The sequence below is a fragment of the Roseovarius maritimus genome (assembly GCF_043355895.2).
GTDB classification, from domain to species: domain Bacteria; phylum Pseudomonadota; class Alphaproteobacteria; order Rhodobacterales; family Rhodobacteraceae; genus Roseovarius; species Roseovarius maritimus.
This window is the reverse complement of record NZ_JBHFPF020000008.1, coordinates 18,190-44,013: the sequence shown is the minus strand read 5'-3', so window position 1 is coordinate 44,013 and position 25,824 is coordinate 18,190. Positions and strand designations below refer to the sequence as shown.

Genomic DNA, 25,824 nt, shown 5'->3' with positions numbered 1-25,824 from the left:
GAGCCATTACATGACGATGCAATTCAACGACGAGACGTTCCGCGACGACTACTCGTTTCACAACTCCGCCTGGGCGATCAAACGCTTTCCGTTCCCGTTCGACAAGGATGACTACATGTACTCCGTCAACATGGAGCCGCATGCGGGTGGGCGCGAGGGATCGGTGTTCGACAACCGCTTTGACGTGGACGAGCATTACGTGGCCGAGATGCGTGACCGCGCCATCGTGCTGGATCAGGACCCGCTGCGCTGCCAGTCCCTGCCGCACATGACGCTGGCGGGCTGGGATCTGCTGGAGCTGATCATGGTGGCCAAGTCCGAGGATTACCCGGATCTTTTCGAGCTACACCGTGATGGCGACAAGTGGCGCTGGATCAACAAGCCGCTGGGCATCGACGACACGTTCACTTTCCTTGACGAGACCACGCTGCCCTATGGCCCGATGGAATACATCACCCGCCAGACGCAGGGCGATTTCGCCGTGCTGGACCAGCGCGACGACAACCTCTGGATGGATGCGGGGATGGTGACGACGCAGGCCGATTGGAGCCTCGATTTCGACATCGGTATGAATTTCTTTGAATGGCACGCGCCGGTACCGCTGGCGCATGAAAAGGGCATCTTTGTCCGCGCGCTGAAATTCCTGCTGAACATCCAGCAAGGCAGCCCCGCGCGGCGCCTCAACTGGACGATGACGGTCAATCCGCTGCTCGACACCAGCCCCGAAAACTACCACCAGTGGGGCGTGCAGAAGACTACGCTGACGCCCGAAAATATCGGCGCGAAACAGCATCTGCGGGTCGAGCTTCAGACCTTCTTCCGCCTGCCGCGATCCAACGCGCTGGTCTTTCCGATCCGGTGCTACCTATGTGCTTTTCAGGACGTGGTGAGTGTGCCCAAATGGGGCCGTCGCCTGCACCGCGTCATCCGCGATCTGCCGCAGGAGCTTTTGGATTACAAAGGCTTCAAGGCGAACCACCAGCTGATGCTGGACTACCTGTCGCAATATGATGACGGGCTGCCCACCTCGCCGGGTATCTGGCCGGATCTGGAAACGGAGCCGCCGCTACAGAAATGATCGGATGAGGCGCCCCTTGTGGGCGCCTCAGGTGTTCTGCGGATAACTTATGATCGACAGATACTTGCAGGGCAGCGTCACCAGCCGCTCGGGCCCGTGCGGCGCGTCTGCGTCAAAGAAGAGCGTGTCGCCCGGCAGGAGCGGTATTACATCGTCGCCATGGCGATAATCGACCGCCCCCTCAAGCATGTAGATCGTCTCGATCCCGCCATGCTGAAACGTGGGAAAAACGTCCGACTCAGTGCTGAGCGTGATCAGATAGGGCTCCACGATCACACCTGATCCGTTCGATCCAATATGGCCCAGAAGGTTGTATTGGTGCCCCGCGCGCGTGCCCGCGCGGTCGATCTCGACGCCCTCGCCGGACTTGGTATGGACGTATTCGCGCGCTTCCTCGAAGCGGCGAAAAAATCCGGTGATCGGCACGCGCAGCGCATTGGCCAGCGTCTGCAGCGTGGTCAGCGAGGGCGAGGTGTTGCCGTTCTCGATCTTGGAAAGCATGCCGATGCTGAGGCCGGTCTTGGCTGCCAACTCGGCCACGGTGATCTCCTGCTTGCGCCGATGCGCGCGCAATTCGCGGCCGATCGCGATTTCCAATACGTTTTCACGGTCTTCGCGCTGGGGGCGGTGCGGGTCTTGGGTCAGGCGCGCGGCCTCGCCGCGTGTCAGTCGTTCGACGGTCATCGTTCATCCTGCTCTTCGGGTCGCGTTTTGACTCTCTCCTCGCATACATGGGCATTTTTTCCTCACAGGACAAGAAATATAACTTGAGGGTGAAATTCGCGCGGCGCGCCACGCTCCTTGAGTGAACGAGTTGAGTGGACGAGGAAACCGGGTATTTGAGTAACCTTGCCGCTGATGGCGCTCATCATGAGCAGGGGTGAGCGCCGATCATTATTATTGCTTCATAATCGGGCGCTTCCGCGAGGACGTGTCGGCAATGCGATAAAATGTTAAGAAAAAAACTTGACCCACAGTGAAGACATGCGAGGATACAGGTGATCCGGCGGCATCGACCGTGGCGCAGACCATTTCGGACATCTCGGCATCGACACAGTCGGGCCTGACACAGCGGCACCAAAACAGACCGCGACAACCGGGAGTTAATCATGAAGAAAACACAAACAGCCATTCTGACCGCATTTGCGGCATTTGCCCCATTGGCGGTGATGGCTGAGGACAGCAGCGACCCCATCGTCATCCCTATCCATAACTGGTCTTCGCAGATCGTCATGTCCAACGTCGTCGGCCAGATCCTGGAAGAGCAGGGCGCCTATGTCGAATATGTCACCACTGACAGCCAAGCGGTCTACGAGTCGATTCGCCTGGGCGACGTGACGCTGGAAATGGAAGTGTGGGAGGGCGCCTTCGGTGCCTCCTTCCGCGCAGCAATGGAGAAGGGCGGCATCGTCGATGTAGGCGATCATGACGCGGTCACCCGCGAGGATTGGTGGTATCCCATGTGGACCAAGGAGGCCTGCCCGGGCCTGCCCAGCTGGGAGGCGCTGAACGACTGCGCCGAGGTCTTTGCCACGGTCGAGACCGGCGACAAGGGCCGCTATCTCGATGGTCCGGTCGACTGGCTCAAGCACGGCAAGGAGAGGGTCGAGGCGCTGGACATGGATTTCACCGTGATCAATGCCGGCTCCGCCGCCGCCCTCTGGGCTGAAATCGGCGCCGCCGAGGCCGAGAAGAAGCCGATCGTGGTCTTCAACTGGACGCCCAACTTTGCCGAAGCGGTGTGGCCGGGCGAGTTCGTCGAGTTCCCCGAATGGGAGGAAGGCTGCGATACCGATCCGTCCGTCGGGCCGAACCCCGACGCGCTTTATGACTGCGGCAACCCTGCCGACGGCTATCTGAAAAAGGCCGCATGGGAAGGCATGGAAGAGAAGTGGCCCGCCGCCTATGCCACGCTCGAGAAGATCTCCTTCACCAACCCGCAGATCGCCGAGATGGCCAAGCTGGTCGATGTCGAGGAGATGGAGCCCGAGGAGGCCGCGGCCGAGTGGCTGGACGCAAACGAGGACGTGTGGGCGGGCTGGATCAACTGATCCTGCCGATCTGACAATCTCAATGCCCGGCCCCGCCCGCATGACGCCGGACGGGGCCGATTTGCCTTATTCAGGATGGATCATGGATCAGCAAACCCCAGTCATCTCGTGCCGCAACGTGTGGAAGATCTTTGGCAAGGACCCCGAGACATATCTTGCCACCATGCCCGCCGGTCGCGGCTTCGAGGAGATCCGCGCCGATGGCTATATCGCGGGCGTCAAGGATGTCAGCATTGATGTGAACCGCGGCGAAATGCTGGTGATCATGGGGCTGTCGGGCTCGGGCAAGTCCACGTTGGTGCGCTGTTTTTCCCGCCTGCACGACATCACCGGCGGCACGATCAGCGTCGAAGGTCAGGACGTGATGAAGCTGAGCGAGCGCGAGCTGATCGAGCTTCGCCGCTCGAAGATGGGCATGGTGTTCCAGTCCTTCGGCCTCCTGCCGCATCGTACCGTGCTGGAAAACGTCGCCTTCCCGCTGGAAATGCGCGGGCAGGACCGTCACCAGAGGCGCGAGCGGGCGATGGAGGTGATCAAGCTGGTCGGGCTGGAGGGCCGCGAGGACTACTTTCCGCGCGAATTGTCGGGCGGGCAGCAGCAGCGCGTGGGGATCGCCCGCAGCCTCGCCATCGAGCCGGATATCTGGTTTCTGGACGAGCCGTTCAGCGCGCTCGATCCGCTGATCCGGCGTGAGATGCAGGACGAATTCCTGCGCCTTCAGGCGATGCTGTCAAAGACCATCGTCTTCATCACGCATGATTTCGACGAGGCCCTGCGCCTTGCCGACCGCATCGCCATCATGAAGGACGGCGCGGTCGAACAATGCGACACACCCGACCAGATCGTGCTGCACCCGGCCACCGAATATGTGCGCAAATTCACCGAGGATATCGACAAGTCCCGCGTCGTTCATGCCAGCGTCCTGGCCAGCCCGGATGTGACCGGCACCGGCGCGCCGGTGGATGCGAATATGACCGTGCACCAGATGGCGCAGCTCCTGGTGCAGGACACGCGTGAGGCGATCCCCGTCGAGCGGGACGGCAAAGCGCTGGGTGCATTCAAACGCACCGAGGCGCTGGAAATCCTCGTGGGGTCGAACTGATGGTTGCGACGGCGACAGACAGTCTGCCGCGCCCCGCCCTCAGCCGCCCACGCACGGCGCTGATCCTGATCGGCGCCGCGATCCTGCTGACCTTGCTGCAATATTCCGGTCTCCTGCCCGCTGCGCTTCACCGCCTGCCCGAGGCGTGGATACCGCCCTTCGCCGCGTGGCTGGATGCTGCGTTCAATTTCATCAAGGATGATCTGGGCCTTCTGGCGCTGACGCGGTTCCTGACAGTTGGGCTGGAATGGTTGCTGGACGTGACGGCAAACCTCTTTTTCGGCCAGCGGCGCTGGCCGTTCCTTGGCCCCATCCCCTGGACGGCGATTGCCGCAGTGGCCGCCGTGCTGGGCTATTATTTGGGCGGCTGGAAGATGGCGTTGCTGGGCGGGGGCGTTTTCGTCTGGACTGCGCTGATCGGGCAGTGGACCATTGCGATGCAGACGGTTTCGGTCCTTGTCGTAGCCGCGCCGCTGGCCTTCATCATTGGCCTCACGTTGGGGATCATGGCATGGCGCTATGCTTGGATCGACAGCGCGATCAAGCCAATCCTGTCGGTGCTGCAGACGCTACCCTTCTTCACTTACCTTCTGCCGGCCGTCATCTTCTTCAAGGTGGGGCCGACGGCGGGCGCGGTGGCGACCACGATCTACGCCATCCCCCCGATGATCCTGATGACAACGCTGGGCCTGCAGAAAGTCTCGCATGAGGTGGTCGAGGCAGGCCATATGAGCGGCTGCACGCGCTGGCAACTCCTGCGCCATGTCTACCTGCCCTCGGCCCGGACCGAGATCCTGGTTGGCGTCAACCAGGTTATCATGCTCAGCCTTGCGATGGTCGTTCTGACCGCCTTCATCGGGATGCCGGGCCTCGGCGCCAAGCTGCTGGCGATGATGGGCAGTTTCAAGCTGGGCCGCAGCTTCGAGATTGGCGTGACCATCGTCCTCATTGCCGTCATGCTTGACCGCATGTCCAAGGCATGGGTGGTCAAGCAGCCCGAGCATTTCGAGCGCGGCACGCCCTGGTGGAAGCGTCACGTTCTGTTGCTGACAGCCATCGGCGCCTTCGCGTTCTTCTGCGTGCTGGGGCATTTCGTCGAGGTGGCCACCGATATCGGGCGCAGGCAGAATTTCAGCCAGGGCAAGGAAATCGACGATCTGATGAAGAATTTCCTGGCCCTAGGCTGGGTCAACGCGATTACGGATGGCATCCGCTATTTCCTGAACGTGCAGGTGCTGATCCCCTTCCGCAATTTCCTGCTCAGCATCCCGACGCCGGCGCTGATCCTTGTCATCACGGCCTTTGCGCTCTGGCTCGGCGGGCGGCGTCAGGCATGGCTGGCGGCGCTCTTCTTTGGCCTCGTTGCGCTCTCGGGCTGGTGGGACCGGTCGGTCATCACGCTCTATTCCGTGATCTCGGCCGTGGCGCTGGCGATGCTGTTCGGCCTGCCGCTCGGTATCGCGGCGGCGCGCAGCGACAAGTGGTCCCGCCGGGTCCTTCTGGCCTGCGATACGGCGCAGACCTTTCCCAGCTTCATCTACTTGATCCCCGCCATCATGCTTTTTGGCATCACTGATGTGGCCGTCATCTTCTCGATCCTGATCTTCGCCACGGTGCCGCTGACGCGCTACACCATCGAGGGGCTGCGCACGGTCCCCGAAGAAATGCTGGAGGCGGCGGACATGTCGGGCGCGACGCGGCGGCAAAAGCTGTGGAAGGTGCAACTGCCGCTGGCCCTGCCGACGATGGCCGTGGGATTTAATCAGGCCATCATGTTCGCCTTCTTCATGGTCATCATCGCGGCCTTCATCGGCACGCAGGATCTGGGGCAAGAGCTTCAGCGCACGCTGGCGGGCACGGATATGGGCAAGAATTTCGTTCTCGGTATCTGCGTGTCGCTGATGGCGCTGACCTTCGATCTCACGATCCTGAAATGGGCGAACGATCAGAAGCGCGCGCTGGGCCTCGGCGAATAGACCGATAGCCGGTGCGCCGCCCCCGGCACGAATAGGCGAGGGGGCGGCGCTGGCGCTCGTCAGGCTGCGCAGCTGGCGTGGCCCGCGCGCGCCAGCAAACGCAGGCGCGATGCGAATTCGCCCCTGTCGACATAGCATCCGTGCAGATGGCGGAAGCCCGTAGAGGGATCGAACGCATCGCGCCCGTGCAGCACGCGGCGGTTGTCGAAGACCACCATTTCGCCGCTCTTCAGCCGCAGGGTCAGGTGGTAGCGGGGATCGCGCGTCTTGGCCATATAAGCGCGATAGGCGCCGTAATACTCCGCCATGATCTCCGCCGGCATGTCGAAGATACCCGCCAGATGCGCGTTATACCTGATCTTGATCACCGCGCCCGACCGATCCAGCGTGATGACGGGCTCATGCACGCGAATATCCCAGCCTCGGACAGCACCGGTGCCGGATCGAGCGCCAGAAGGTCCGTCAGTCTCTCCTGCGTCTGGGGGTGCAGCCCGGTGGGGCAATTGTCGCGCAGCCAGATCGTTGGATAGCTGGTCTGGCCTTGGTCCGTCCACGTTACGTCAAGCGCGTCCTAGCGGACCATCAGAGTGTCTATGGTCATGGTCTATCCAGTATTTTTAGATGTAAGTGAGCAAAAATGCGCATCACTGGCAGGGCGGCGGCCACCATTCCTGCGTCTTTGCGTAGGGCGCACCGCAAGCGCGCCACCCCAGCTCAAAACATGTCAGATCCAGTCTCATCCCGAAACGCTAGAACCCTTGCCGAGTCGCGGCAAGCCGCAACGGAGCAGCGCGGTGAGGGCTACGCTGTGCAGTGCGGCGGGATGGGTGATGAAATTAGGTAGGATGGTGCTGTGAGAGAGGATTGAACTCTCGACCTCACCCTTACCAAGGGTGTGCTCTGCCACTGAGCTACCACAGCAATCGGGCGCTGATTAGACGCTAATCGCGGGCCTTGCAACCCTAATCTGGACCCGCCGCGGCACGTCATGTAAAGACGGCGCATGAACGGCAGCGATACCCCGAAGAAAACCCGTAGCGAGGCCGAGATCCGGGAGGATCGGCTCAAGCAGGCGCTGAAGGCCAACCTGGCCCGGCGCAAGGCGCAGGCGCGAGGGCGCAAGGCCGGCACGGCAGGCACAGGAGATGACAATGGTCCCGAAGCGGGCGGCGAGCAGGAAGGCTAGAGGCATATGGACAGCATCATAGTGACGGGGAATGGCCCGCTGAGCGGCACGATTCCCATCGCGGGGGCCAAGAATGCGTGCCTTACGCTGATGCCCGCAACCCTGCTGAGTGACGAGCCGCTGACGCTGACCAATGCGCCGCGCCTGTCGGATATCCGCACCATGTCGCAGCTGCTCGGCTCGCTCGGGGCCGAAGTGTCGACGCTGCAGGGCGGGCAGGTGATTGCCATGTCCTCCCATGCGCTGATCAGCCAGCGGGCGGAATATGACATCGTGCGCAAGATGCGCGCTTCGATTCTTGTCCTCGGCCCGCTTCTGGCGCGGTTCGGTCACGCCGAGGTGTCGCTGCCCGGCGGCTGCGCCATTGGTGCGCGGCCCGTCGATCTGCACCTCAGGGCGCTCGAGGCGATGGGCGCCGAACTGGAACTGAGCGAGGGCTATGTTCTGGCCAAGGCCCCCGGGGGCCTGAAGGGCGGCACCTATGAGTTTCCCATCGTCTCGGTCGGGGCGACGGAAAACGCGTTGATGGCGGCGACGCTGGCAAAGGGCACCACCGTCCTGAAGAACGCCGCGCGCGAGCCCGAGATCGTGGACCTCGCCACCTGCCTGCGCCGCATGGGCGCGCAGATCGAGGGCGACGGCACCGAAACGATCATCATCCAGGGAGTCGAGCGTCTGCACGGCGCAACCCATCCTGTCGTCACCGACCGGATCGAACTGGGCACCTACATGCTGGCCCCCGCGATCTGCGGCGGCGAGGTGACCTGCCTTGGCGGGCGGCGCGCTCTGCTGGAGGCCTTCTGCGAGAAGCTGGAGGCGGCGGGCATGACCGTCACCGAAACGGATAAAGGGCTGACCGTCGCGCGCGGCAATGGCGACATCCGCGCCGTCGATGTGGCGACCGAGCCCTTCCCCGGCTTTCCGACCGACCTGCAGGCGCAGTTCATGGCGCTGATGTGTATCGCCAAGGGCAAATCGGTTCTGGAAGAGAACATCTTCGAGAACCGCTTCATGCATGCGCCCGAACTGATCCGCATGGGGGCGAAGATCGACGTGCATGGCGGAACAGCGACGGTCGAGGGTGTCAGTCGCCTCAAGGGTGCGCCGGTGATGGCGACAGATCTGCGCGCGTCGGTATCCCTGATACTTGCCGGGCTGGCGGCCGAGGGCGAAACGATCGTGAACCGGGTTTATCATCTCGATCGCGGCTATGAGCATGTCGAGGACAAACTGCGCGCCGTGGGCGCCAAAATCGAGCGGGTCTCGGGCCAATGACGGAAGACGCCAAGTTTGAAGACGTAAGTGAGGGGGCGCTGAACCTCGGAGCACTGGATCTGGATGATCTGCAAGTGATCTCGGGGCTGGCGCAGGATGCGATATTTCCCATCACCGAGATGAAGTGGCAGAAGGGCACGCGCCGCTTTGCGCTATTGCTCAACCGGTTTCGCTGGGAAGACAAAGGCGCAGACCGCCACGCGCCAGAGCGGGTGCAATCTGTGCTGGTCATCGACAACGTGCTGGGCGCTGCCAGCCAGGGGATCGACCGGAGCGATCCTGATCTGATCCTGTCGCTGCTGACCGTCACCTTCGAGCCGGGCGAGGATGCTGCGGGCCATGTCCTCCTGACGCTGGCAGGCGATGGCGCCATCCGGCTGGAAGTCGAGGCGCTGGATGTCACCTTGAAGGATGTGACGCGGCCCTATGTTGCCCCCTCGGGCAAGAGGCCGCACCACCCGGAGTAAGCCTGCCACAACAGCCCTTGCACAGGATCAGACATGCCTCGTTACCTCGACCAGACCAGCCCCGATTTCGAGGCCGAGTTCACCGCGCTTCTGAATGCCAAGCGTGAGGACAGCCCCGATGTCGATGATACCGTCGCCGCGATCATCGCTGATGTGCGCGCCCGCGGCGACGCGGCGGTGATCGAGCTGACCGAGCGGTTCGACCGTATCGCGCTGACGCCTGAAACGATGCGCCTCACTGCCGATGAAGTGGCCGAAGCGGCGGGGCAGGTGGACCGGGGCGTGCGCCAGGCGCTGGAACTGGCTGCGGACCGCATTCGGGCCTATCACCAGCGCCAGATGCCCGAGGGTGACAGCTGGACGGACGAAGCGGGCGCAACGCTGGGCTGGCGCTGGACGCCGGTGGATGCGGCCGGCCTTTACGTGCCGGGCGGCATCGCGACCTATCCCAGCTCGGTCCTGATGAACGCGATTCCCGCCAAGGTCGCGGGGGTTTCGCGCCTCGCCATGGTGGTGCCTACGCCCGATGGCGCGCTGAACCCCGCCGTTCTGGCCGCCGCGCAGATTGCGGGTGTCGACGAGATCTACCGCATCGGCGGCGCGCAGGCGGTAGCCGCGCTGGCCTATGGCACCGAGACGATTGCGCCGGTCGACAAGATCACCGGCCCCGGCAATGCCTATGTCGCCGCCGCCAAGCGGCGCGTGTTCGGCAAGGTCGGTATCGACATGATCGCCGGGCCGTCCGAGATCCTTGTCATCGCTGACGGCGCCAACGATCCCGACTGGATCGCGCTCGATATGCTCAGCCAGGCCGAGCATGATGAAAGCGCGCAGGCGATCCTGATCACCACCGATGCCGCGTTCGGGCAGAAGGTGGCGGACGCCATCGACGCGCGCCTGCAAACGCTGGCGCGGCGCGCCATTGCCGGGGTCAGCTGGCGCGATTTTGGCGCGATCATAACGGTGCCCGACCTCGATGTCGCGGCCCGGCTTTCGAACCGCATCGCGCCCGAGCATCTGGAGCTGTGCGTGGCCGATGTGGATGGCTTGAGTGCCAAGATCACCCATGCGGGTGCCATCTTCCTTGGCCAATGGACGCCCGAGGCCATCGGCGATTACGTCGGCGGGCCCAATCATGTGCTGCCGACCGCGCGCTCGGCGCGGTTTTCCTCGGGCCTCGGTGTGCTCGATTTCCTCAAGCGCACGACTTTGGCGCGCATGAGCCCCGGCGCCCTGCGCGCTGTCGGCCCGGCGGCGGAAACGCTGGCGCGGTCCGAAAGCCTCGAGGCGCATGGCCTGTCTGTGCGCGCGCGTCTGGACAAGCTGAACGAGTAGGAGCACCGGCCCTCCTATTGCCCCTTGCCCGCCTGCGCGCTACTGCTGGGGCAACATTCAAGTGCGAAAGACCGCCCATGAACCGCATCTGCCATATCGAACTCGATGACGCCAACCTGCCCGCGCCCACGCCCGAGATCGAGCAGGAGCGCAAAGTCGCCATGTTCGACCTGATGGAGGACAACACGTTTCGCCTGCCCGAGCGTGAGGGCCGCGAGGTGCCCGGCGGTCCTTATCGCGTAGGGCTGTCGATCCGCGACAAGCGCCTTGTCTTTACCATCACGACCGAGGCCGATGCTCCGGCGGCCGAGTTTCACCTTTCGCTCAGCCCGTTCCGGCAAGTGGTCAAGGATTATTACGCCATCTGCGAGAGCTATTTCGACGCGGTCAAGAACATGCCCCCAAGCCAGATCGAGACGATCGACATGGCCCGGCGCGGCATCCATAACGAGGGCGCGCGCATCCTGGAAGAGCGCCTGGAGGGCAAGGCCGATATCGACGCCGACACCGCCCGCCGCCTCTTTACCCTGATCTGCGTTCTGCATTTCGGCGGATAGCGCATGGTGGAAGAGCTTCCTCAGTCGGTGCTTTTCTGCTGCGATTACAACGCGGTGCGCTCTCCCATGGCTGAAGGTATCATGAAGAAGCTCTACGGCACCGGCACTTATGTCCAATCGGCGGGCGTCAAGAGCGAGCAGGATATCGACGGCTTTTCCATCGCGGTCTGCGACGAGATCGGGGTCGAATTGTCGCGCCACCGCGCCCGCAGTTTCGACGAGATGGCCGAATGGGGCGATGACCTCGGCTCGTTCGATCTGGTCATCGCGCTCAGCCCGGCCAGCCAGAGGCGCGCGCTGGATCTGACGCGGGTCCATCATCTCGACGTGCTCTATTGGCCCATCATGGACCCGACCGGCCTGGGCGAGACGCGCGAGTCCAAGCTGGCCGCCTATCGTCAAACGCGGGACCAGATTCTGCGGCATATGACTGAACGCTGGGGTGATCCCAGGGGAGAAGAGACATGATCGAAACCATCAAGCACTATTTCGACTCGTTCAATATCGGCGATATCGAGGGCATGTTGTCCTGCGTCTCGGATGATGTTGCGCATCACGTCAACGAGGGCGGGACGCGCCGGGGCAAGGACATGTTCCGCGACTTTTGCGAGCATATGGAAGAGTGCTACCGCGAAGAGCTGACGGATATGACCCTGTTCCAGACCGACGATGGCAAGCGTGCGGCGGCGGAATACGTGGTCAATGGTACGTATCTGAAAACCGATGACGGCCTTCCCGAGGCCGACGGCCAGACCTACCGGCTGCCCGCCGGTTCGTTCTTTACGTTGGAGAATGGGCTGATCACGCGCATCACGACCTATTACAACCTCTCCGACTGGCGCAACCAGATCTCGTGAGCGGCGCCACCGGATCCCGTGCGGGGATCGAGGTGCGGCCCCTGACCGGCGCCGCGCTCGAGGCGGCGCTGGACGACGTGGCGCGTCTGCGGATCGAGGTGTTTCGCGCCTATCCCTATCTTTATGACGGCGACACCGCATACGAGCGGCGCTACCTGCAGACCTATCGCGACAGCCCCGGTGCCATTCTTGTCGGCGCCTATCATGGAACGCGCCTGATCGGCGCGGCCACGGGCACGCCGATGGAGGATCACGCCGATGACTTTGCCGCCGCGCTGGCGGGGCAGGGACCGGCGGGCAGCGATCCGGACCTTTCGCGGATATTCTACTGCGCCGAGTCGGTTCTGTTGCCCGCGTATCGTGGTCATGGCATCGGTCACGCCTTCTTTGATGCCCGCGAAGATCACGCGCGCGCCCTGGGGCGGGAAACCTGCGTATTCTGTAGCGTCTTGCGCCCGGATGGGCACCCGAAGCGGCCCAGCGGGTATCGCTCTCTCGATGCGTTCTGGCGCGGGCGCGGTTATGCACCGCTGCCCGGAGCCATTGCGCGATTTGCGTGGAAGGAAGTGGGCGCCGCCGCCGAGACGGATCACGATCTACAGCTTTGGATGCGCCACCTCTGACGGCGATGCAAAAATGCCCCGACCCTTGGAAAACTCGGACATCGCCACCGAAATAGCGCCATCCGGTCTGGCCAGTGCCACAATCCGCCGGCTATTTGAACGTGCCCGGGGGGGCCTCACGACAGGAATTCAAGATGCGTCTCACTGCCGCAACCGGCCTATCCCTCACCCTTCTGCTTGGCCTGACGGTCCCGGCCGCGTCCGAAGGACGTGTAAAACTGGGCTATGGGCGCCTTGTCACAAACGATTTCATCGGCGACGGCCATGACCGTTGGCGCACCGGCTCGGTCGCCTCCAGCCGTGTTTGGGGGCCCGAGTGGGACGGAACCGTACCGGATGGGTTTGGCCAGCTGTTGGAGCTACGGCTGAACGCGCAGATCATCGCGCCCGACGATCTGAACATGCCAGCGCCCGGAGATCGACCCTATGCAGGATCGCTCTCGCTGGGTCTGCATACGCATTACAGCGCCCTTGGTAGCGAAGTGTCGCTGGGGGGCGATCTGGTATTTGTCGGCCCGCAAACGGGCCTCGACGGGTTTCAGGACGCGTTCCATGACACTCTGGGCGGGCAGGGCCTCGGCAGCACCGTGCGCCGCACCCAGATCGGTGACGATATCCGCCCGACCGCAGTAATGGAGGTGGGCCGTAGTACGGATTTCGGCGCGATTTCTCTGCGGCCCTTCGCCGAGGCGCGCGCCGGGGACGAGACGCTGATCCGCGTGGGTGCGGACCTGACCATCGGCTCGGCCCTCGATGGCGGGTTACTGTTGCGCGACCCGGTTTCGGGGCAGCGCTATCGCACGGTGCAGAACGGCCTGCCGGGCTACGCTTTCGTCTTGGGCGCCGACACGGCCTATGTCGAGGACAGCGTTTACCTGCCCTCCAGCAGCGGTTACCGCCTGAGCGATGCGCGGAGCCGCGTTCGCGCGGGTGTGCATTACGCCGCCCCGGCAGGTCATCGGGTATTCTACGGCCTGACCTGGCTGGACCGCGAATTCAAGGGCCAGGACGAAGGCCAGATTGTGGGATCTCTGCGACTACACGTGGAATTCTGACAGCTTTTCCTTGACGCGGCTTCCCAGCTTGCTCCTCGTTTGTTAATTTCCCGTTAATAAAAAAAAGACTGAGGCAGGATATACGGGTATGGGAACGGGCTTTCGGGGCACGTTCGTCATTTCCTGGTCGCAAACGACAGTCGACGGGTTTCAGCCCGAGGCGGTCGAACAGATTGCAGTCGGCGCGACATGGCGTTGGCACCGGTCACCCGTGCGCGTCGATGGGCCGCCTGAACTGTTGCGGCTGGAAAATGCGGACGGATATGGGATCAATCGCAAGAGCGCGGCACGCATGGTGCGCCGCCTCGTCGGGGCGGCCGTCAGCGGCACGCGCGACCTGAGCGCGGTGGAAGTGGATGACACGCTGCCTGACAGCAGTTTTGTCGTGACCAACGGCGCGCAAAGTTACACGGTCAGCGTCATCGAGCTGGGGCGTGGCACGCCGCCGCTCCTGATGTTCATCGACGCGCTGCCGCCGCAAGACACCGACATGTGGGTCGTGCATCACACGCTGGAAGGTGCGCAAACCGCATCGACCGGCCCGGCGACGGGCGGTGTCATCTGCTTTACCCCCGGAACGCGCATCGACACGCCGGACGGGCCACGGCTTGTCGAGGAGTTGCGCGAGGGCGACCGCGTGCAGACCAAAGATAATGGCACGCAAGCGATCGAATGGATCGGCAGCCGGCACATGACCGGTGCGCGCCTTTTCGCGATGCCGCGGCTGAGGCCCATCCGCATCCGCGCCGGCGCGCTGGGTGGCACCCGTCCGGACGAGGATCTGCTGGTCTCACCCGAGCACCGCATGCTGATCGAGGGCGACACGGCGCGCGCGCTGTTCAACACGCCCGAAGTGCTGATCTCGGCCAAGGATCTGGTCAATTCCGGCTCGATCAGTGTCGATCTGGCGCTGCGCGAGGTGACCTATATTCACCTGCTGTTGCCCAGCCACCAGATCCTTTGGGCCAATGGTGTCGAGACCGAAAGTTTCCACCCGGCCAGCACTGCCCTCTCGACGCTGAGCGAGGCGGATCGGTTGCGCCTGCTGGCGCGTTATCCGTCGCTGGAGTGCGAGCCGCACACCTATGGTGCCTTCGCCCGCCGGAGCCTCAGCACGCCCGAGGCTGCGATCCTCGCACATGAGGCGGCGTGAACGGAAAACTGAATTAATGTTCCGGCCTCCGGCGGGGATATTTTCAGCAAGCAGAATGGAAGGGGCGCTTGGCGGGGCGCCCTTTCGCGTTCTGTGACGGTCCAAGCTTTTTCTTGGCACAAATATCCATGCTGCATCGCACGATGCGGGCGCCTCAGCGGATCGGGTCCAGAATAGCGTTGTTCAGGGTGCAATCGCGGACGGCGTCCTGGCCGCAGGGCACCGGGTGGAGGCTGCGTGAGAGGCAGAGGCGTGCCTCCTGAATGCGGCCCTCCTTGCAGGTGATAGTCAGCATGTCGGGCTCAAGCGCCGGATTTTCCTTGAGGAAAGCCTCCTCGACGACGCGCGCGGGCAGGGCAACGGGCCGGGTCAGCTTCTTGAAGAGGTCGGGAGGGGTGATGCGGCCCCATGCCTCGCGGGTGAGGGCGAAATATGTGGGGGCGCTGAGGCCTGTGCAGCGGCCGTGTTTCTTCCATTGATACCAGGCAAGGCCGCCGCTGCCCATGATGTCGCTCATCGCCTCGGTCATTGCACGCGATGGCGGGCGCTCAGCCGTCGGGCAGAAGGTGGGCCAGCCGCGGTGGTATTGTGGCCAGAGGCCGTGCAGCGTCCAGCCCGCATCGGCCGAGCTGTCGCATTCAGGCGCGCCGCGCGCGTCGCCGGTCAGCGCGCACCATGTGGGTGTCCAACTGAGCGCGAGCACGTAGTAGTCGAAGGTGCCCGCCTTTTCGCCATCGGCATGGGCCATTGTGCAGCCGAGAAGCAGGATCAGGAGGGCACGCATATTTCGGTCTTTCCAAATGGCAGCAGGGTGATTATACGGGGCCCCAAGTTTCCCGACAATGGCGACCCGCTTCGGACCTTACCCGAAGCCTCCTGGAGACAGGAGACGAGGAAGGCATGCGAGCGGGACGGATACGCTGTAGGAGATTAGACATGGCGAAACCATTGATGGCCAAGGCCACCGCCGTCTGGCTGGTGGACAACACCACGCTCAGCTTCAAGCAGATCGCGGATTTCACCCAGATGCACGAGCTGGAAGTGCAAGGCATCGCGGATGGCGACGTGGCTGCTGGCGTCAAGGGATTCGACCCTGTTGCCAACAACCAACTGGAGCAGTCGGAGATCGACGAGGCGGAGAAAAACCCGCTGCACAAGCTAACGCTGAAATACAATGCCTCGGCCGAGGGCGAGGAAAAGCGCCGCGGCCCGCGCTACACCCCCCTCAGCAAGCGTCAGGACCGTCCCGCCTCGATCTTATGGCTGGTCAAGTTCCATCCTGAACTGGCCGACAGCCAGATCTCGAAACTGGTCGGCACGACCAAGCCGACGATTCAGGCGATCCGCGAGCGCACCCATTGGAATATCGCCAATATCCAGCCGATTGATCCGGTCGCGCTGGGCCTGTGCAAGCAGTCCGAGCTGGACGCCGCCGTGCAGAAGGCGGCCGCCAAGAAGGTCCGCGAGGGCGAGGCGATGAGCGATGACGATCGCCGCAAGCTCCTCAGCACCGAGCAGAGCCTCGGTAACGAGGACGAGCAGAAGATGCCGACCGCCATCGAGGGGCTTGAGACCTTCACGCTGGGCGAGGCCGATCCCGAGGTCACTGAAAAGCAATATGATGCCGACAGCCTCTTCAACCTGCCTGAAGGGGCGGAAGACGAGGATGACGAGGACGAGGACGAGGGCAGCCGCCGCTAGGCTGCGCTGCAAATCCAAGCCACGCTCAATCCCGGCCGCGATAGCGCGCGCCGGGATTTTTTTCGCCCGAGGGGCAAAAATCTCTTGTGCGATTCCCAAACTGGTTTAAATGCGATTTCAAGACGCCAACGCACGCGCCTCTGGCCGGTCAGTCCACATACTGACTGACCCGCGTTTATGTAGCGACGGTAACGTCTCTGACTGCTGACCCAACCCGGACCGTTCCGGGGGATCCTTTTGGAGATGACCATGACCGCTATGATCCCCGGCGCCCTGCGCGCCGCACCTTTCGCCATCCCCGCTGCTGATCTCACTGATCCCGCCGCTGCGTTGATCGCGGCGCGTCAGTTCGACCGCCCGACGCTGGTGGTCAGCCGCGACCGCGTAACCGCGCAATATGACGCGCTGGTCGCGGGCCTTGGCGATGCGCGCATTCACTACGCGGTCAAGGCAAACCCGGCGCCCGAAATCATTCGCGCGCTGGTGCAAAAGGGCGCGCGCTTCGATGCCGCGAGCCGGGGCGAGATCGAGCTTTGCTTGGGCCAGGGTGCACCGGGCGCCGATATTTCGTTCGGCAACACGATCAAGAAACCTGCCGACATCGCCTTCGCCCACGCCCATGGCGTGACCCTCTTTGCCGCCGATAGCGAGGCCGAGATCGACAAGCTCGCGGCGCATGCGCCCGGCGCCCAAGTCTATTTGCGCGTCATCGTCGAGAATTCCGAGGCCGACTGGCCACTCAGCCGAAAGTTCGGTTGCGCGCGTTCGGCGCTGCTGCCGCTGATGGACTATGCGCGCGAGGCCGGTGTCGATGTGGCGGGGCTGTCGTTCCACGTGGGCAGCCAGACGCGCCGTCCCGAATTCTGGAACCCCGTGCTGGACCAGATCGCCGAGCTGTGGATGGCGGGCCGCGACGCTGGCCATGACCTGCGCGTTCTGAATCTGGGCGGCGGTTTTCCGGCCACCTACGAGGACGAAGTCATGGGAGCGCAGAGCTACGCCGCTGCCGTGATGGCCGCCGTGACCGAGCGGTTCGGCGCCGTGCCCTACATCATGGCGGAGCCGGGCCGCGGCCTTGTTGCCGAGGCGGGGCATATCGTGGCCGAGGTGCTGCTGGTCTCGCGCAAGTCCGCCGATGATCTGCACCGCTGGGTTTACCTCGATATCGGCATGTTCTCGGGGCTGGCCGAGACGATGGGTGAGGCAATCCGCTACCGCATCCAGACGCCGCATGACGGTGGCGAGACCGGTGCCTGCATCTTGGCCGGTCCGTCCTGCGACAGCGCCGATATCCTCTATGAGCAGCGTCCTGTGAACCTGCCTCTGGCGCTGGCTTGCGGCGACCGGATCGTGATCCGCAACTGTGGCGCCTATACCAGCAGCTATAGCTCGGTCGGTTTCAACGGCTTTCCGCCGCTTGACGTCGTCGTGATCTGACACCAACCGCCGCTGCCGGGTTGCCCCCGGTGGCGGCACTGGCCTAGGCTTTGGCAGCTTATCATTGCCGGAGCCTGACCCATGCCACATGTCTTAGACATAGCCTGCCTGCAACTGCGCCCAATGCCCAGCATGGATGCGGCGCTGGGCGAGGCGCTGCCCCTTGCGCGCGAGGCCGTGAAGGGCGGCGCTCAGATGCTTTTCCTGCCTGAATATTGCGGCGGCCTGCGCGCCGATGGCGCGGCGGTCGCGCCACCCTCGGCGCCCGAGGAGGAGCATGCCTTTCTGGCGGCGATGCAGGATTTCGCCCGCGAAAGCGGCGTCTGGGTGCATCTGGGATCAGTTGCCGTGGACGGGCCGGACGGGCGCATCATCAATCGCGGTTTCATGCTGACCCCCGAGGGGGCAATCGCCGGTCGCTATGACAAGATCCACCTCTTCGACATCCAGCTGTCGGAAGGCGAGGTTTACCGCGAGAGCGACCGGGTCGATCCCGGCGATCGCGCGGTGATCCACGACACGCCCTTGGTGCGGGTCGGCCATACCATCTGCTATGATCTGCGCTTTGCGCATCTCTATTGCAGCCTTGCGCAGGGCGGGGCCGAAATATTGGCCTGTCCCGCCGCCTTCACCGCCAAGACAGGCGCGGCGCATTGGCATGTGCTGAACCGCGCGCGGGCCATCGAGACGACGCGCTTTGTCGTCTCGGCGGCGATGACAGGCCCGGTGCCGGGCGGGGGCGCAACCTATGGGCATTCGCTGATCGTGGATCCGTGGGGCGAGGTTTTGGCCGATGGGGGCGAAGGCCCGGGCGTCGTGGCGGCGCGGATTGACCTCGACATGATCGCCCGGACCGAGGGGCGCATCCCGAGCCTGATGAACGACGCGGATTTCGCGCGGGTGTGAGAAAATTCAAGGAAATTTCTTGCGCCTTCGGCGTGAGTATTTTCGCCAAGATGAAAAGAGCCGCCGCAGGGAAAGCGAGCCCGTTAACGAATGTGTTGAATTGCCATGCGCGGCGCTCCGTCCCATTTGGCTTTCAAGACTTGAGCGCCCTCGCGTAAATCTGCGACCGCAATTTCGCCCGAGATGGCGGCTATGCGGACAAAGTTGCCATCTGATGCGACCTTCGAAAGGTCTGCTTCCGGCCCGAGTGAGACAGTCAGGCTGACCATCTGCGCCGCTGCATCACTTTCGCATTGCAGCCGTTAATGTATCACGCCCAGAGCCGAAGGGAGGCCAATCGCAAGGGTTGATATGCCTCAATGAGATGGGCTGTCCGTATAGTATGATTTGCCAGTGAGATTCAACGGGCTGCCGATAACTGGCGACTTGAGGACACCGAGCATGTGCTTTTCCGCGACCGCCAGCTTCACAACAGCAGCTGTCCTGCTAACAGGGGCGGCATATACAATCGGGATGGCTTTAAAGACGGACCGACGATATCTGGGGTTCGCAATCTTTCCTCTCTTTTTTGGTATTCAGCAAGTTTTGGAAGGGGGGCTTTGGATAGAAATCGCGCAGCCGGACGCTGGGCAATCGCATCTTTTTGCCTTGGGGTTCCTGTTTTTTGCCTATCTCGTCTGGCCATTCCTGATACCGTTCGCGACGTTTCTTATTGAACCGCGCAGAAAACGGAGAATGATTTTCTTGGCTCTGAGTGCTTTGGGGCTCTTTCTGGGGCTGTCTCTTTTCGTGCCTTTGATTTTCAATCCGGATTGGGTGCCGCTCAGGATCGCGAAGTACTCTATTGACTACAACTCACGCCTGATCTGGGAGGGCGTCGTGCCATACAGTATCATTCGGGTCGTCTACGCCGGCATCGTTTGCCTGCCTTTGCTCTTGGCGTCTGAAAAACATATCAAGATTTTCGGCGTAATAATCACTCTTTCCGTCATCGCAGGCTTCGCGTTCGCTCACTATGCATTCACTTCTGTCTGGTGTTTCATGGCCGCAATCGTGTCGAGCTACCTGTTGTTTGCAATGAGTGCTGTCAGCAGGCGTGGTCAGAAGTGAGTCAAATCTGTTTGTGGCCTGACTCGCAATCCGCCGTCCTGAACTTTGATCTGTCACCGATGTCTGCTGGTCTGGACCTGTATGCCGTGAAAGTCCGGTCTTGAGGCTTGCTTGTGTGTGTGTGTTCATTTTGCTGGCGCGGCGAAGGTCCGCATTGCCGCTGGTCGCTGTCGACGGCGCAGTTTGCAGCATAACGCAGTCTGGGGTCAGACCGAGCATTCGCCGGTTTCGTCACGAAGGTCCGGTCAAGGCAAGGCTTTGAGTCGAAAGCCGGGCGACCCATGGACGAGTGGAGCGAAACTGAGCTACTCCCCAATCCTTGGGCAGGATTCCGCGTAATTTAAGCTACGCTTTGCTCCTGCTGATCGGTTTGGGTTAGGTCTTTTCTCCGCCGTTGACAAAACTGCCGTAATTTCAGTTACGGGCTTGTCACCAGAAACTATTTGAAACACATCTAATAATGTTCTGTTTATCTTGATCGTAGCCACACTTGGAACATCGACTTTTTTCATTTCATCGTACAAACTGTATGGAACCGAGAACGTCTTGATGTGACTATCGCGCAAGCAGACACCTCGAGCTTCAAGAAAAGATGCGCCTTCTTCGTCAAGAAACCTTGTATTAGGCCAAGCGAAAAGATTCTTGGGTTTGCAAGTCAAAGGTAGAGCGTAGCTTTCCACACATCTAATTTTAGTCAGTTGCGTGAGCGTTCCCGAAACACTCTTAATTAGCTTTGCGAGTGTGTTTTCCATCAATAAATCCAAAAAATTTCACTTTGATTATTCGGGGCTCTTTGAAGGGCACCATTTTCAAAATGGGAAGACATTTCCGGTTCGACGATCACTTGACAGCGCAAGAAGATCAAGTTCTTTTTCAGGCAAAATTTTTATCAACGCTTTGAGATCACTAGCAATATTCCGCAAACTACGCTTCAGCAAGGATGCACCGCCAACAGTTGATACAGCCACATAGCTAAACAAAACCCGCGTCTTGCTCCAGCGCTCGGAGCATGGGCCCAAAACGTACCGTGTTGCTGCCACCCATTGAGTTGCCAATCCAGCAAATGTGGCGGATGGCCAGTTTGGTGAAGCTGCAGAGCGGAAACTGAGGGGTGATGGATGCCCGTTGTGGGCCGTCCCCGCATCACAAATCTACCCTGTTTTTGCTGTCAGTAGGAGTCATCAGTATGGTGATTATTCCAGCTTAGGCGAGGTCCCGTTCGACGATGTCAATGCATTCCACCATGCCCAGTGCCAGTTCATCTCCCCAGAATCGGCGGACGCGCCAGCCCAGTGATTGCAATTGGTGATCACGCCAAAGGTCGGTCGTCTTGCGTTTGCCGTCCTGTGTCTGGTGCCAACGGCGCCCGTCCACCTCCAGATCGAGCTTCATACCTTGCTTTCCGAACAAAGCGAAGTCGAGCCGGCGACCGGCAATTTCGTGCTGCGGTATTGGGTCGAGCCCTCGTTCCTTGAGTGCGTGAATAACGTGACGCTCCCAATCGCTATCGAATACGCCTTCGCCGGCGCGCGCTCGTGGCTCGATCGCCCGCGCTGCAAGGTTCCTGAGCGCCTTCGATGTCCCCAACCGGGCAAAGTCGAGATCGCCAAAGATCATCGCCACCGCGCGGGCACGAGAGATTGCGACATTGAGCCGTCGTGCGTCCCGGTGAAAGAACGTCAGACCCGATCGCGGACTACGCGGGCCCACTTAAGGCGAAAAGAGGATGAGGTCTCTTTCCTGTCCTTGGAAACCATCGACCGTGCCGACACTCAGGTCGGCACCCAAACGCTTCTGCTCCGATATATTCGCGATCGCGTCCTGCAATGCCATCACTTGCGCGCGAAACGGGGTTATCACGCCAACCCGCCCGGGATAACCTTGTTCTTCGAGCAACTGGCGCAAATGACGAATGATGGCAGACACCTCCGCAACGTAGACATTGCCGTTCTGCGGGATCGCAGGCGAAGGAACATCTTCCCATGCCTAACCCGGTTTCGCATTTTTCGGGACAACAAGACTGGCTGGATCGTGAGAGGTCTCGAGCTGACCTCCATAGAAATACTCGCTGATGTAATCCACAATCGGGCCGGCCGAGCGATATTGGTGGCGTAGCGTGACCGCGCGACATTCGGCACCCGCGAGGCGAAATCGAAGAGTGATCGTCGACTCTGCGCGAAGCGCGCCATCTTTGCAATCGGGAGGTTCGTGCCTGCATCAGGTTCCGATCTTGAGCCTGGCCCAATTGGGGGGATGAAAGAAAGCTGCTGATCGTCCCCAACGACGACGGCCCTCTTCGCCCGCGCAAAGAGGGGTATGGCCGTGGCGATGTCGCACTGGCTGGCCTCGTCAAAGACGACAAGATCAAAGAGACCATCATCCAGCGGAATGCGCCGCGGCGTGCCGAGGATCGATCGAGCAAGATCGGCCGGAAGGATTCCCCTGCCGGCAGCGAACGCCCAGTCGTCGTAGGACTCCGCAATCTCTTGGCGCCTGGCATCGCCCAGAGATGCGCGATCTGCCATTGCCTGGGGCAAAACCGTCGCCACGAGGTTTTGTATCTTTTCCCCAAGTGCGATCGGATCGCTCAAAGGCGGCAAGGCGCTCTTTGCAGCTCGTGCCTGCTCCAGACGATAACGCATCTCCGCCAGAGTCGCGCCACGGAGGGACGTTTCATCGGCCTTGGTTGAAGCAGCCTGCCTTTTGGCAAATAGATGGACAAAGGCCAAAAGAATGCGACGTCAGCTGGGCAATGCGGATGGGTCGTCCGGCGCAAACGTGTTTTCTTGTCTACCGAGTCCCACACGATACTCGATGCGTTCCACAAGCTCTGCAATCTCGCCTTCCAACTCCGTTCGCTGCGCAAGTGCGTCGCCCCCCGCACTTCGTTCGCGAGCGGCTACTCTGAGGTCGTCCAACATGGCTTGGTCGACACGCCGCGCGCGCATGGCGTGATCGCGATCGATCAGAGCCTTCAGCGCGTCCACGAAACCTACATCGATCTCATCTTCCGGCTTCAAGGTCCGCGTCACGAAAGGGACGCCCGGCGCAAGCGCACCAAGACGGTCCTCGACCGCATCAAGAGCCTGATGATTCTTTGATGCCATCAGAACGCTGCCGCCGGAAAGAAGCACAGACGCTGCCAAGGAAACGATCGCCTGGCTCTTTCCCGTTCCCGGCGGCCCGGTCACGACGGATGGCGGCTCCGAGCAGGCATTGCGTACTGCTGCCGTCTGTTCTCGGTTCAAGGCGCCGGTATTGACCGCGGGAACTTCGATGTTGTCGTTCTGAGATTCGAAGCTGAATACTTTCGCGAGTGCGGTGCGGGCGATCCGCTCTGGCGACCAGGTCGCGATAATATCCAGATCTCGCGCAGCACCGGCGGTGAAATTGGAGTCGGGTCGAAGAAAGAGTGCCGCCGAGTCGAAAATACCTGTTGACGACGCGTCGAGCCGGAAGGCGAGATCTTCGCCGGTGATACGCCCCCGGATCAGGCTCGCCACGGCGTCCTTTATTTTCAGTAGATAGTAAGATGCATGTAGCCCGACACCATCCTCAGCGTCGAACAACTCCGCCAACGCCTCGCGGTGCCAACCGGTTTGACGCGCTGCATTTCTCATCCAGTCCGGATTCACCAATACATCAGTGGCGTCCACCGTCAAAATCAGATCTCTTTCGTGACGCTCCCAAGTGGCAGAGAGTAAGCCGACCGGCTGAAACGCTGGCACCACACTCAATCTGGTCACTGCCATGAGCCAGCCGATGGCCATCGCATTTTCGTTGCCTTCCCTGTGCACCATCGCCACGCGGAATGAGGCTGCAAGCGCATCGAGCGCAATGGTGATGGTAAGGGTTTCACCCTCTCCCGGAGCTATTGGTCCGCGCCGGGAAATAAGGGCCCATTCCACACCGTGTTTATCGACTACTTGCGTAGTCGCCCCGCAAGGGTCGGCACGCAGGGCAGACCGCCAATAGCGCAGCAGAGCCTGATGATCGACATCACTGGGAACGCCAGCAAGGCAGGCTTGGCTGCGTCGCTTCCATGCTTTCAGGGCGCTTTCTCTGGAAGGGAAATTGACCAAATCTTGCCCAAACTGGGTGCCATTCTGTGCCTCTCAGTGCCATTTGAGCAGTTTTTGGGCGCAGGGAGGTTTTTTCAATAAACCCCAATTTGGCCTTGTATTCCCTATGTTTGCTTGGCTATACGGGTCGGCGGAGACGTGGCCGAGTGGTCGAAGGCGCTCCCCTGCTAAGGGAGTAGGCCCGGAAGGGTCTCGTGGGTTCGAATCCCATCGTCTCCGCCACCCACCCAAGTCTCACGTCACGTGTTTCGTTCTGCGTCAGTGTTTACATACAAGATCAAAAGCTTGCTGACGGCGACCCGTAACTGAGACGTGATGCTTTGGCAGTATTCCCGGCTTTCCGGCCTCCAGTCTCCGGCCTGCAATAGGCTCGTTTCGCTTTGGCGCCGAAACTGGAAATACAGGGAATTAGCAGGGAATTTCCTTCGATTTCGCGGATGAATGGCTAAGGCCATTCCGGGCGTCGGCAGTGTGTTGTCCGGCCGAGCGCAAGACTGATCGAAACCGGACGGCGGCATGTCGCTGTGATTGCGCGACGGATCAGACAGATGTGGCGCGATCAGGGGGTGCCAGATCTTCGGCGCAGCGCTGTTCAATCAAAGCCAAACAATTGCGCCTGTTCATCCCAGTCGAGCGGGACGCCGGTCTTTACGATGCGCTCCAGCGTCAGATCAACCGGATGCACGCCTGCCAGTATGTCTGCCTGGATCTTTGCCCAGCAGGACGTTGCGGAGATCAGGCCACCTGGGCGCTGATGTCCGGCACGGCGCCCAGAAAGGCGTCATTCTCGGTTTGGGTGCCCATGGTGACGCGCGCCCATGTCTGAAACGGCACCTCCTGCCATGCCTTGATCAGGATGCCCGAGCGGCGCAGCCCCTCGGCAAAATCGCCCGCAGGCTGGCGCGTGTCGAAAAAGACGAAATTGGTCTGGCTGGGCGCACAGGGATAGCCCTTTCCGGTCAGAGCGGCGGCCACCCTCGTGCGCTCGGCTGAGGCATCTTTGACCACGCGGTCCAGATGGGCCGTATCGGCCAGCGCCTCGATCGCGCCTGCGGCGGCCATCGCGTTGACGCCGAAAGGATTGCGCGTCTTCATCAGCGCGCGGATCATCGCGGGCGCGCCAGCGATGCCGTAGCCCACCCGCGCACCGGCAAGGCCGTAAGCCTTGGAGAAGGTGCGCAGCACGATGTAGGGCTTGCCCGATGCGGCCAGAATGCCGAGCGCGTCAAAGCGGTGCTGCGGCAGGGTGAATTCGACATAGGCCTCGTCGAAGCAGATCAGCGTCGCGGGGTCGGCGGCGTCCACGATGGCGCGGAATTCATCTTCGCGGATCGCGGGGCCTGCGGGGTTGCTGGGCGACGAGAAGATCAATACGCGCGGCGCGCGGCGCAATTCGGCCTTCATCGCCTCGACCGGAAAGGACCAGTCGGCCTCGAAGGGCAGCTTGGTCACCCGCGCGCCGAAGGTCAGCGCGCCAAATTCATGCAGGCCGAAGCTGGGGCAGATCGTGACGACATGATCGCCCGCGCGGATGATAGCCCGAAAGAGCGCACCGATCAGATCCTCCGAGCCATTGCCGACGATGATGCAATCGGCATCCGCCCCCGTGCTGCGCGCGATGGCGGCGCGCAAGGCGGTGTTGGCGGCATCGGGATAGCGCGCGACACCCCTGGCCGCCTCTCGCATCGCGTCGATCGCGCGCGGCGAGGGACCGAGCGGGCTCTCGTTACTGTCCAGCTTGGCCACGCAATCGATGCCGTATGCTTTGCGAAACCGGTCCAAGGCGAGGCCGGCGTTATAATCGGGCAGATCGCGCACATCCTTGCGGATCAGATCATCGGGAATCGGGTGTGTCATGGCTGCTGTCCTTGGC

The 25,824-nt window shown here is 61.8% G+C and carries 27 protein-coding genes, 2 tRNA genes and 1 pseudogene; 19 read left to right on the top strand and 11 right to left on the bottom strand.

The features are described from left to right. Nucleotides 1–10: 10 nt before the first annotated feature. Nucleotides 11–1,078 (top strand): heme-dependent oxidative N-demethylase family protein, encoded by a 1,068-nt coding sequence (locus ACEWPM_RS14315; protein ID WP_393962977.1) that lies wholly within the window; start codon nt 11–13, stop codon nt 1,076–1,078. 27 nt (nt 1,079–1,105) lie between these two features. On the opposite strand, the gene ACEWPM_RS14310 is transcribed toward ACEWPM_RS14315, so the two are convergent. Continuing rightward, nucleotides 1,106–1,762, bottom strand: a complete 657-nt coding sequence (locus ACEWPM_RS14310) for a helix-turn-helix domain-containing protein (protein WP_393962976.1) — start codon at nt 1,760–1,762, stop codon at nt 1,106–1,108. A 425-nt stretch (nt 1,763–2,187) separates the two neighbouring features. Here ACEWPM_RS14310 and ACEWPM_RS14305 point away from each other — a divergent pair, with 425 nt between their 5' ends. From ACEWPM_RS14305 to ACEWPM_RS14295, 3 genes are all read left to right on the top strand, one after another. Next, complete coding sequence (locus ACEWPM_RS14305) at nt 2,188–3,129, top strand: ABC transporter substrate-binding protein (protein WP_393962975.1); 942 nt, start codon at nt 2,188–2,190, stop codon at nt 3,127–3,129. 82 nt (nt 3,130–3,211) lie between these two features. After that, the gene (locus tag ACEWPM_RS14300) at nt 3,212–4,231 is read left to right on the top strand and encodes a quaternary amine ABC transporter ATP-binding protein (protein ID WP_393962974.1); all 1,020 of its coding nucleotides are present in this window, start codon (nt 3,212–3,214) and stop codon (nt 4,229–4,231) included. Continuing rightward, a complete protein-coding gene (locus ACEWPM_RS14295; protein ID WP_393962973.1) occupies nt 4,231–6,207 on the top strand; it encodes an ABC transporter permease in 1,977 nt (658 codons plus the stop codon). Before ACEWPM_RS14300 ends, ACEWPM_RS14295 begins: the two co-directional genes overlap by 1 nt. Before the next feature lie 59 nt (nt 6,208–6,266). Here ACEWPM_RS14295 and ACEWPM_RS14290 read toward each other — a convergent pair whose 3' ends face one another. The 3 genes and pseudogenes from ACEWPM_RS14290 to ACEWPM_RS14280 form a co-directional block, all read right to left on the bottom strand. Next, nucleotides 6,267–6,614: a TauD/TfdA family dioxygenase gene (locus ACEWPM_RS14290; protein WP_393962972.1), complete on the bottom strand. Its 348-nt coding sequence runs from the start codon at nt 6,612–6,614 to the stop codon at nt 6,267–6,269. Continuing rightward, nucleotides 6,572–6,763 (bottom strand): annotated as a pseudogene (locus tag ACEWPM_RS14285) (hypothetical protein); the annotation flags it as partial. The pseudogene ACEWPM_RS14285 and the gene ACEWPM_RS14290, both read right to left, overlap by 43 nt. A gap of 290 nt (nt 6,764–7,053) precedes the next feature. Then, nucleotides 7,054–7,128 (bottom strand) — tRNA-Thr (locus ACEWPM_RS14280). An 82-nt stretch (nt 7,129–7,210) separates the two neighbouring features. On the opposite strand from ACEWPM_RS14280, the gene ACEWPM_RS14275 reads away from it, so the two are divergent. The 10 genes from ACEWPM_RS14275 (at nt 7,211) to ACEWPM_RS14230 (ending at nt 14,715) form a co-directional block, all read left to right on the top strand. Next, nucleotides 7,211–7,393, top strand: coding sequence for a hypothetical protein (locus ACEWPM_RS14275; protein ID WP_393962971.1), 183 nt, complete (start codon nt 7,211–7,213; stop codon nt 7,391–7,393). A 6-nt stretch (nt 7,394–7,399) separates the two neighbouring features. Continuing rightward, nucleotides 7,400–8,668, top strand: coding sequence for a UDP-N-acetylglucosamine 1-carboxyvinyltransferase (murA, locus tag ACEWPM_RS14270; RefSeq protein WP_393962970.1), 1,269 nt, complete (start codon nt 7,400–7,402; stop codon nt 8,666–8,668). Then, nucleotides 8,665–9,135 (top strand): DUF2948 family protein, encoded by a 471-nt coding sequence (locus ACEWPM_RS14265; RefSeq protein WP_393962969.1) that lies wholly within the window; start codon nt 8,665–8,667, stop codon nt 9,133–9,135. The genes murA and ACEWPM_RS14265 overlap by 4 nt, the downstream gene beginning before the upstream one ends. Before the next feature lie 33 nt (nt 9,136–9,168). After that, on the top strand, nt 9,169–10,470 hold the full coding sequence (hisD, locus tag ACEWPM_RS14260) for a histidinol dehydrogenase (RefSeq protein ID WP_393962968.1): 1,302 nt from the start codon (nt 9,169–9,171) through the stop codon (nt 10,468–10,470). Between the two features lie 77 nt (nt 10,471–10,547). Continuing rightward, nucleotides 10,548–11,027, top strand: coding sequence for a UPF0262 family protein (locus ACEWPM_RS14255; protein WP_393962967.1), 480 nt, complete (start codon nt 10,548–10,550; stop codon nt 11,025–11,027). Between the two features lie 3 nt (nt 11,028–11,030). Further along, nucleotides 11,031–11,495 carry an arsenate-mycothiol transferase ArsC gene (locus ACEWPM_RS14250; RefSeq protein WP_393962966.1) on the top strand — a complete coding sequence of 155 codons (465 nt, stop codon included), beginning with the start codon at nt 11,031–11,033 and terminating at the stop codon, nt 11,493–11,495. Continuing rightward, nucleotides 11,492–11,884 (top strand): ketosteroid isomerase-related protein, encoded by a 393-nt coding sequence (locus ACEWPM_RS14245; RefSeq protein WP_393962965.1) that lies wholly within the window; start codon nt 11,492–11,494, stop codon nt 11,882–11,884. Before ACEWPM_RS14250 ends, ACEWPM_RS14245 begins: the two co-directional genes overlap by 4 nt. Beyond that, a complete protein-coding gene (locus tag ACEWPM_RS14240; RefSeq protein ID WP_420768026.1) occupies nt 11,881–12,507 on the top strand; it encodes a GNAT family N-acetyltransferase in 627 nt (208 codons plus the stop codon). The genes ACEWPM_RS14245 and ACEWPM_RS14240 overlap by 4 nt, the downstream gene beginning before the upstream one ends. 134 nt (nt 12,508–12,641) lie before the next feature. Beyond that, nucleotides 12,642–13,562 carry a lipid A-modifier LpxR family protein gene (locus ACEWPM_RS14235; protein ID WP_393963901.1) on the top strand — a complete coding sequence of 307 codons (921 nt, stop codon included), beginning with the start codon at nt 12,642–12,644 and terminating at the stop codon, nt 13,560–13,562. An 88-nt stretch (nt 13,563–13,650) separates the two neighbouring features. After that, entirely contained in the window at nt 13,651–14,715 is a 1,065-nt protein-coding gene (locus ACEWPM_RS14230) for a Hint domain-containing protein (protein ID WP_393963902.1), read from the top strand. 154 nt (nt 14,716–14,869) lie between these two features. On the opposite strand, the gene ACEWPM_RS14225 is transcribed toward ACEWPM_RS14230, so the two are convergent. Next, nucleotides 14,870–15,499, bottom strand: coding sequence for a ribonuclease T2 family protein (locus tag ACEWPM_RS14225; RefSeq protein WP_393963903.1), 630 nt, complete (start codon nt 15,497–15,499; stop codon nt 14,870–14,872). A gap of 152 nt (nt 15,500–15,651) precedes the next feature. On the opposite strand from ACEWPM_RS14225, the gene ACEWPM_RS14220 reads away from it, so the two are divergent. The 4 genes from ACEWPM_RS14220 (at nt 15,652) to ACEWPM_RS14205 (ending at nt 19,869) form a co-directional block, all read left to right on the top strand. Beyond that, nucleotides 15,652–16,416: a DUF1013 domain-containing protein gene (locus ACEWPM_RS14220; protein ID WP_393963904.1), complete on the top strand. Its 765-nt coding sequence runs from the start codon at nt 15,652–15,654 to the stop codon at nt 16,414–16,416. Nucleotides 16,417–16,659: 243 nt separating this feature from the next. Continuing rightward, nucleotides 16,660–17,853: a type III PLP-dependent enzyme gene (locus tag ACEWPM_RS14215; RefSeq protein ID WP_393963905.1), complete on the top strand. Its 1,194-nt coding sequence runs from the start codon at nt 16,660–16,662 to the stop codon at nt 17,851–17,853. Between the two features lie 81 nt (nt 17,854–17,934). Continuing rightward, on the top strand, nt 17,935–18,759 hold the full coding sequence (locus ACEWPM_RS14210) for a carbon-nitrogen hydrolase family protein (RefSeq protein ID WP_393963906.1): 825 nt from the start codon (nt 17,935–17,937) through the stop codon (nt 18,757–18,759). A 441-nt stretch (nt 18,760–19,200) separates the two neighbouring features. Beyond that, nucleotides 19,201–19,869 carry a DUF6629 family protein gene (locus tag ACEWPM_RS14205; RefSeq protein WP_393963907.1) on the top strand — a complete coding sequence of 223 codons (669 nt, stop codon included), beginning with the start codon at nt 19,201–19,203 and terminating at the stop codon, nt 19,867–19,869. A 305-nt stretch (nt 19,870–20,174) separates the two neighbouring features. Here the strand turns inward: ACEWPM_RS14205 and ACEWPM_RS14200 are convergent, their stop codons facing one another. The 5 genes from ACEWPM_RS14200 to ACEWPM_RS14180 form a co-directional block, all read right to left on the bottom strand. After that, nucleotides 20,175–20,621: a hypothetical protein gene (locus ACEWPM_RS14200; protein ID WP_393963908.1), complete on the bottom strand. Its 447-nt coding sequence runs from the start codon at nt 20,619–20,621 to the stop codon at nt 20,175–20,177. Between the two features lie 451 nt (nt 20,622–21,072). After that, on the bottom strand, nt 21,073–21,486 hold the full coding sequence (locus tag ACEWPM_RS14195; RefSeq protein ID WP_393963928.1) for an endonuclease domain-containing protein: 414 nt from the start codon (nt 21,484–21,486) through the stop codon (nt 21,073–21,075). Nucleotides 21,487–21,579: 93 nt separating this feature from the next. Next, entirely contained in the window at nt 21,580–21,795 is a 216-nt protein-coding gene (locus tag ACEWPM_RS14190; RefSeq protein ID WP_393963909.1) for an AAA domain-containing protein, read from the bottom strand. Further along, nucleotides 21,726–22,511, bottom strand: a complete 786-nt coding sequence (locus tag ACEWPM_RS14185; RefSeq protein WP_393963910.1) for an AAA domain-containing protein — start codon at nt 22,509–22,511, stop codon at nt 21,726–21,728. The genes ACEWPM_RS14190 and ACEWPM_RS14185 overlap by 70 nt, the downstream gene beginning before the upstream one ends. 99 nt (nt 22,512–22,610) lie before the next feature. Continuing rightward, entirely contained in the window at nt 22,611–23,951 is a 1,341-nt protein-coding gene (locus tag ACEWPM_RS14180) for an AAA family ATPase (RefSeq protein ID WP_393963911.1), read from the bottom strand. Nucleotides 23,952–24,083: 132 nt separating this feature from the next. On the opposite strand from ACEWPM_RS14180, the gene ACEWPM_RS14175 reads away from it, so the two are divergent. After that, nucleotides 24,084–24,173, top strand: a tRNA-Ser gene (locus tag ACEWPM_RS14175). A 513-nt stretch (nt 24,174–24,686) separates the two neighbouring features. Here the strand turns inward: ACEWPM_RS14175 and ACEWPM_RS14170 are convergent. Next, complete coding sequence (locus ACEWPM_RS14170) at nt 24,687–25,808, bottom strand: aminotransferase class I/II-fold pyridoxal phosphate-dependent enzyme (protein ID WP_393963912.1); 1,122 nt, start codon at nt 25,806–25,808, stop codon at nt 24,687–24,689. Nucleotides 25,809–25,824: the final 16 nt, after the last annotated feature.